6 protein-coding genes are annotated in these 6,515 nt (G+C 37.1%); 1 reads left to right on the forward strand and 5 read right to left on the reverse strand.

Features of this window, described 5'->3' with window-relative positions; genetic code table 11:
- Positions 1-120 precede the first annotated feature (120 nt).
- The 4 genes from CWATDRAFT_RS28725 to lepA all read right to left on the reverse strand — a co-directional run bounded on the left by CWATDRAFT_RS28725 (position 121) and on the right by lepA (position 4,419).
- Positions 121-1,107: a ribonuclease III domain-containing protein gene (locus CWATDRAFT_RS28725; RefSeq protein ID WP_007308275.1), complete on the reverse strand. Its 987-nt coding sequence runs from the start codon at positions 1,105-1,107 to the stop codon at positions 121-123.
- A gap of 47 nt (positions 1,108-1,154) precedes the next feature.
- Positions 1,155-1,643: a type II toxin-antitoxin system VapC family toxin gene (locus CWATDRAFT_RS28730; protein ID WP_007308274.1), complete on the reverse strand. Its 489-nt coding sequence runs from the start codon at positions 1,641-1,643 to the stop codon at positions 1,155-1,157.
- Complete coding sequence (locus tag CWATDRAFT_RS28735; protein WP_007308273.1) at positions 1,640-2,425, reverse strand: hypothetical protein; 786 nt, start codon at positions 2,423-2,425, stop codon at positions 1,640-1,642. Before CWATDRAFT_RS28735 ends, CWATDRAFT_RS28730 begins: the two co-directional genes overlap by 4 nt.
- A 182-nt stretch (positions 2,426-2,607) precedes the next feature.
- Positions 2,608-4,419, reverse strand: coding sequence for a translation elongation factor 4 (gene lepA / locus CWATDRAFT_RS28740; protein WP_007308272.1), 1,812 nt, complete (start codon positions 4,417-4,419; stop codon positions 2,608-2,610).
- A gap of 759 nt (positions 4,420-5,178) precedes the next feature.
- Here lepA and CWATDRAFT_RS28750 point away from each other — a divergent pair.
- Positions 5,179-5,742, forward strand: a complete 564-nt coding sequence (locus CWATDRAFT_RS28750; protein ID WP_007308270.1) for an efflux RND transporter permease subunit — start codon at positions 5,179-5,181, stop codon at positions 5,740-5,742.
- 213 nt (positions 5,743-5,955) lie between these two features.
- On the opposite strand, the gene CWATDRAFT_RS37845 is transcribed toward CWATDRAFT_RS28750, so the two are convergent.
- The gene (locus CWATDRAFT_RS37845) at positions 5,956-6,321 is read right to left on the reverse strand and encodes an ISAzo13-like element transposase-related protein (RefSeq protein WP_007308271.1); all 366 of its coding nucleotides are present in this window, start codon (positions 6,319-6,321) and stop codon (positions 5,956-5,958) included.
- Positions 6,322-6,515: the final 194 nt, after the last annotated feature.

The raw sequence follows: 6,515 nt of genomic DNA on the forward strand, positions 1-6,515 counted from the left end.
GGGGGTTGTCAAGGAATCCCAAATAAGCTAAACCGTTGATCATAGAAATAAGCCAGATTCCCCACTCTCAGCGTGCGGAGTGGGGAGGTAGCAGTGCGTGATTTAAAATTTAAAGATATTTTAATGTTCAGTCTTAACTGATATTTTATCGGAACTTTGATCCATAATTTCATGAAATCGTTTTCTACCTCGGTCATAATCTTTACTTTTGTAGCCTAAAATTTCACGAATAATCCATTTTTGGGGGATACCGTCTCTGAGTAGTGAAGATATAGCATCATATAAAACTTCATCTTCATCAATAAAGTTTTCTTTGAACCATTTTTTACTATTGCGGTAGCGAGTTTTAGGGTTTTCGTGATCGAAATGAATAAACATTGCACCGAATAAGGAGGGAAAAGACTTTTTAGATATCTTATCTTGTTCAGTGGTTATAATTTCCCAATCTTCTGTAGTTACTTTTTTGAGGTATTCTGTTTGTTGTTTTTTTGATGTTAAGGTTTTGGATAGTTTTTTTAATTGCCCTGGCTTAACATAAGGTAAGAGAGTATATAAATAGTCAAATGTAACTGCTTTTAAGAGGGTAGAGCCTAAAATATTTAATTGTTTATCAGGATTTACCCTTTCTAAATTGTCTTTTTGATGCTTTGCTAATAAGGGAGCAATTAAGTGTTTATTAAACCAGTTATAAGAGTGAGAAAATCCCCGATCAACATGAATAGCTGCTACTAATGCTTTTAGGGATTTTTCAAAAGGATTAGTTGTTTTAACCCGTAAACGATGTCTTTCTTGATTAACATCTAGAAAGGGATAACTTTCACCTAATCCTAAACTAAACCAAAGATTAGTGAGTTTTTCTTTATCCAATAACTTATCCTGTAAAGCAGTCATTTTACTGAGGGTTAAATAAGGAAAATGATGATATAAATAGTCAATAATAATCAGTGCAAGTAAGTTTTCTCCTAGAGATTCTAAGCGTTGATTATCGCTATCAGGTTGATTAATTTGTTTTCCATAGGAAGGATCACTTAATGACAGAAAAAGCAGATCGGTGTTTTTAAAGTTAAAGCTAATTTTTTCTTGAACTAGAGATGAATTCCACTGCATAGACAATTTTTGTGAGGAGTTTACCTTTTATTATATAATAAAATCGTTTAGAATAACCGAGGTTGATATCCTCTAATAAAAGGTTCTTGTATCATAACTTCTTTGGGATAATTAGGTAGATAAGATACTGTTTGAGGTAGTTTCTTAATCATTTTGGTATCAGTTGTATTAAAATAGTCCACCTGCATTCTAATAGCAGTGGCTAAATGTAAAGAATCAAACGGTTTTAATTTATATTTTCTTACTAAATATCGACTAATTTCTGCTGTTTCTCTTTCAAATGCGACTAAATTAATCCAAAGATTAGAAAATAAAGATTGAATAATTTTTTCTTGTTGCGTTTCTGATAAAGTATTTACTTTAATCTTAACAACTTCTGCCATTGTGAAAGTCGATGTATAAAGGGTAATATAATTTGATTCTGCTGATTCTATAATATTTTTACATCGTTGAAATTTATCAGGTTCTTGACTTAAAAAGCCAATAAAAATACAAGAGTCACAATAATGTTGTTCTTGAGAAGCTTTCTTTTTCAATTTTCTCCTCTAATCATATTAAAAATGTTAGCAACAGAAAAAGAGCCAGATGGTTCTGGTAATAGTTTAATTTCTTGAACGTGAATATTTATTTTTTCTCCATGTAAATATTGTCTAATTAATCCGAATATATAAACCCTTTTTCCTAAAGCATTTCTCGCAGTCTCAAAAAGCTCATCGGGGAAAAAGCAAGTAACAGTTTTATTTTCTACCATACTGCGAATGCCGATTCTTTTCCCGTGGCCTATGCTAATTGATACTAATTTCCCTTCAATTGCACCATAATATTGATGAAAAGTCTTGATTATTTCATCAATATTAACAGCAATATTTGTATTAACATTAAATCTCCAATCTTGTGTAAAAAATTCAATTTCTGCAAAATCATTAGGATCAATTAATTCGCTAAAAATTTTAGCTTTTTTCAATGAAATATCATTAAAATATTTAGGACGAATTGGATTATCTTTAATAATTTCTAATCCTGATTGAAACGCCTCGATAATTTCTTGAGGTCTATCTAAATCCACATTTTCTTTGATAATAGCAGCTTCTGCCGTTAAATAAATGCTTCCCTGTCTAAAGTCTGAAATAGACCATTCTACCCCTACATTTCCCGTCTCAGATATCTCTTTATCAATCTCAGATAAAACACTTGAAAAACTATCTAGAATCTGTTGAAATTTTTTCAATGGGAAATAGGGACCATTAATATTAATGGTCAACTTAGTTGCACTATCATTGCCCGTTTTATTATCCGTTTTGATGGGGTTGCGTTCCATTTTTTTACAACCTCAAAGATAATTGCCCTTTTGTCAAGAGTTTTAATGTACTATTTTAGTTGTATACTACAAATATATCACTAAATATATCAATAGTGACATATGTTTCTGGAAGTAACGGGGACTTAAACCCCGTCACCTGCTAACTGATCACTGCTAAGTGATCACTGGCCACTGACACATTATTGAGGTTCTAACTTCAACACTGCCATAAAAGCTTCTTGAGGAACATCTACAGTACCGATCGCCTTCATGCGTTTTTTACCTTTAGCTTGCTTTTGTAGCAGTTTTTTCTTACGGGAAATATCTCCCCCGTAACACTTAGCTAACACATCCTTACGTAAAGCAGGGATATGTTCACTAGCGATAACTTTAGCACCGATCGCAGCTTGAATAGGAACCTTAAACTGATGACGAGGGATCAACTCTTTTAACTTCTCTGTCAAAGCACGACCCACATAATAAGCTTTATCACGGTGAACAATCATGGCCAAAGCATCCACACCGTCCCCATTCACCAGAAGATCCAGTTTAACCAAAGGATTTGCCCTATAACCGATCAATTGATACTCCATACTAGCGTAACCCCGTGATCTGGACTTTAATTGGTCAAAAAAGTCTGTTACAACCTCAGCTAAGGGTAACTCATAGATCAAAGCAGTTCTCGATAGGGTAAAGTAACGCATATCCTTAAACACACCCCGACGACTTTGACACAACTCCATCAATGTCCCCACATAGGTTTCTGGGGTGATCATTTCCACTTCGATATAGGGTTCTTCTATTTTTTCCCGTTCTTGGGGTGGAGGCAGTAGACTAGGATTATCGATTTCCATCACTTCGCCATCAAGGTTGGTGACACGATAAATTACAGAGGGGGCCGTTGTAATTAAATCTAAATCATATTCTCGTTCTAAACGTTCTTGAACGATTTCCATGTGTAGTAAACCCAAGAAACCACAACGGAAACCAAACCCCATCGCACTAGAGGTTTCTGGTTCGTAAGAAAGGGCAGCATCGTTGAGTTTGAGACGGTTTAAAGCTTCTCTCAAATCTTCGTATTGATCCGAGTCCGTGGGAAATAAACCACAAAAGACCATGGGTTTAGCTTCGGTGTAACCAGGCAAAGGTTCTTTGGCCTGTTCTTCTGCGAGGGTGATAGTGTCCCCCACCCGTGCATTTTCCACGGTTTTGATCGCTGCGGACAGATAACCCACTTCTCCTGCGTGAAGGGAATCTACTTGTATTTGATCGGGGGATAGTACCCCTAACTCATCAATTTCGTATTCCTTTCCAGAAGCCATTAAACGAATGCGATCGCCGGTGTTGATAGTTCCATCCATGATGCGAAAATAAACGATCACACCCCGATAGGGATCGTAATAACTATCAAAAATCAAAGCCCGTAAGGGTTGCTCAACCGTATCCTCAGGAGGGGGAACCAAATGGACAATGGATTCTAAAATTTCGTTAACCCCGATCCCTGCTTTTGCTGAGGCTTTAATAATATCACTGCAATCTAACCCCACCACTTCTTCTATTTCGCTGGCCACCCGTTCCGGTTCTGATCCAGGTAAATCAATTTTATTTAAGATCGGGATAATTTCTAGGTTATTTTCAAGTGCTAGATAAACATTAGCTAGGGTTTGCGCCTCTACACCTTGGGAGGAATCTACTACTAATAATGCCCCTTCACAAGCTGCTAAGGAACGGGATACCTCGTAGGAAAAGTCTACGTGGCCAGGGGTATCAATGAGGTTGAGAACGTAATCTTCCCCATCTTTTGAGCGATAATTCATCCTAGCTGCTTGTAGTTTGATGGTAATTCCTCTTTCCCGTTCCAAGTCCATGTTATCGAGGAATTGCTCTTTCATTTGCCGTTGAGCAACGGTTTCGGTCATTTGTAGCATACGATCAGCAAGAGTTGACTTGCCATGATCGATATGAGCGATGATACAAAAGTTACGAATGCGAGAAACAGGAACGTCGGTCATAGAATCTGTGGGTGGGGTAGGTTTACAAAAATTTGCCTTCTGTTACTTAGTCTAAGATTAATTTTCAAAATAGACTACCAAAAAGGGAGGGCGTAAGCTCTCCCTTCTCTGTTGTTATCCTTTCCTACTTCTACGATAAGCTCCAATGAGTTCTTTGAACAACAGTTTAACCAACTTATCCCCAACTCTGGACTTTCCCCATTGCTTTAGGGAATTATTCCCAGGATGGTCTGGATCGATTTTCCCATCTTTGGTTAATTTAGCTTGGATGTCATTAAGGTACCGATGGTAAAGGAAAATGATCGAAGGCTTAGGGTCTTTGGGTTGGGTCATACCCATAAAACTAACTTAGGAGGCTTTTATGTTTAACCGAAAACAGGACTATCCGAGTCCTAAACCAGATCCTCCCCTTTCGACTTCCCACCTTCTAGTAATTCTACTTATTGTCTGTTCAATTGGCTTTAGTCTCTCAGTTTCCAAGCTAAACGCTATTAATGCTTACTTAAGACATGAAGAGACAAACCAAGGTTATACAGTCCCACAAGTCCCTATTACACAGACTTTCCCTTAGTTTATTAAAATACTATCCTTGGCTATTAGTCACTGCGATCGCGTCCTTATTTTTTTTTCCATCTGCCTTACTCACTCCTGTTAGTTTAAGATTTTTTCGCTCAAATGATCACCAACTAGAAACGGCGTAAGCTTATTCCGCTAAGTTAAAATTAGTAAAGTGTTCAAGACAAACAATTTACCTAACCTATGTCCTTCCACCTGTCGACCTGGTCGATTAAAAACCCTATTGCCGTCCTCCTGGCCTTTATGATTATGGCCTTAGTAGGACTATTCTCTTTTACAACTCTAGGGATAGATAACAGCCCTAATCTTGATATTCCTATTGTTCAGGTTATCGTCAATCAACGAGGAACGAGTCCAACAGAGTTAGAAACCCAAGTTACCAAAAAAATTGAAGATGCAGTGGCTGGATTAGGGGATATTGACGAAATCATCTCCAACGTCGGGGATGGATTCTCCAACACCACCATTAACTTTGTCTTGGGGACTGATACCAACCAGGCCACCAATGATGTTCGTGATGCTGTTAACCAAATTCGTCAAGACTTACCAGAAGATGTTGATGAACCCATTGTCAGACAGCTAAAATCGGCAGGAGGTTCCATTATTACCTATAGTGTCTCTTCTGACCAGCGATCAGTAGAAGAATTGAGTGATTTCGTAGATCGCAAAGTTGCCAGAGCATTACTTAATGTGGAAGGGGTCGCCCAAGTCAATCGCATTGGGGGTATAGACCGCGAAATTAGGTGATTTCCAAGAAAAAGTTTCCCACCCATTCTCAGAATCTGTTTGTAGAACATCTCAAATAAGCGAAAAGGGAAAAATAAAAAGTTGTTCGCGGATACTTTCCGCGAACAAAAACCTCCCTATCTAAAAGAAAGAAATACGCTAACTTTTAAATTAGCTTTGACTATTTTTAAAAAGGAAATTCACTTAATTTTACACTCTTATTAACTTTTTAGACTAACTGGGTCTAATCAAAATATCCCATTTAGGTAAGTGAGGATTACGTTCTAAACGTTTCTCAATTTCCTTCATCTCTTTTTTCGTTAAAGAAATGCCTTTTTGATAAACTTTTTTACTTAACTTAACTATCGGATTTAAGCCTTTCCATGTCATAGTTTTTACCCAAGCTAACATCGTTTGAGCATTTCTCAGAAGTGTTCCGTTCCAATGCCTCTCTAAAATTCCCCAACATCTTTCTATGGGATTATATTTACTGTGATAAGGAGGAAAATATAGTAATTGAATAGATTTCTTAGTTTGGTCGGCAAACTCTACCATTCTCTTCAAAAATTGCCTTCTTCTTCCACTATCTATTTGGTCCATTATCAACTTTTAATTTGGATGTTCTCTAGATTGCTGCTTTTCAGTTATACTCAGACTTGTCCACCATTGCTCCAAGTTATCTACCACGAGTCCAGTCGTTGTATAAGGACTTCCAGATAGTTACATTAAGTGTCCTGAATGTGTCAGTATACAGATCCCACAACGGACGTACTCTTCTTTAGTTCCTCAGTATG

Source organism: Crocosphaera watsonii WH 8501, assembly GCF_000167195.1.
GTDB classification, from domain to species: Bacteria; Cyanobacteriota; Cyanobacteriia; order Cyanobacteriales; family Microcystaceae; genus Crocosphaera; species Crocosphaera watsonii.

Bases quoted from the DNA above. Each gene is read 5' to 3' on its own strand.
- CWATDRAFT_RS28750 (WP_007308270.1), top strand. From the start codon at position 5,179: ATGTCCTTCCACCTGTCGACCTGGTCGATTAAAAACCCTATTGCCGTC.
- lepA (WP_007308272.1), bottom strand. From the start codon at position 4,419: ATGACCGACGTTCCTGTTTCTCGCATTCGTAACTTTTGTATCATCGCT.
- CWATDRAFT_RS37845 (WP_007308271.1), bottom strand. From the start codon at position 6,321: ATGGACCAAATAGATAGTGGAAGAAGAAGGCAATTTTTGAAGAGAATG.
- CWATDRAFT_RS28735 (WP_007308273.1), bottom strand. From the start codon at position 2,425: ATGGAACGCAACCCCATCAAAACGGATAATAAAACGGGCAATGATAGT.
- CWATDRAFT_RS28725 (WP_007308275.1), bottom strand. From the start codon at position 1,107: ATGCAGTGGAATTCATCTCTAGTTCAAGAAAAAATTAGCTTTAACTTT.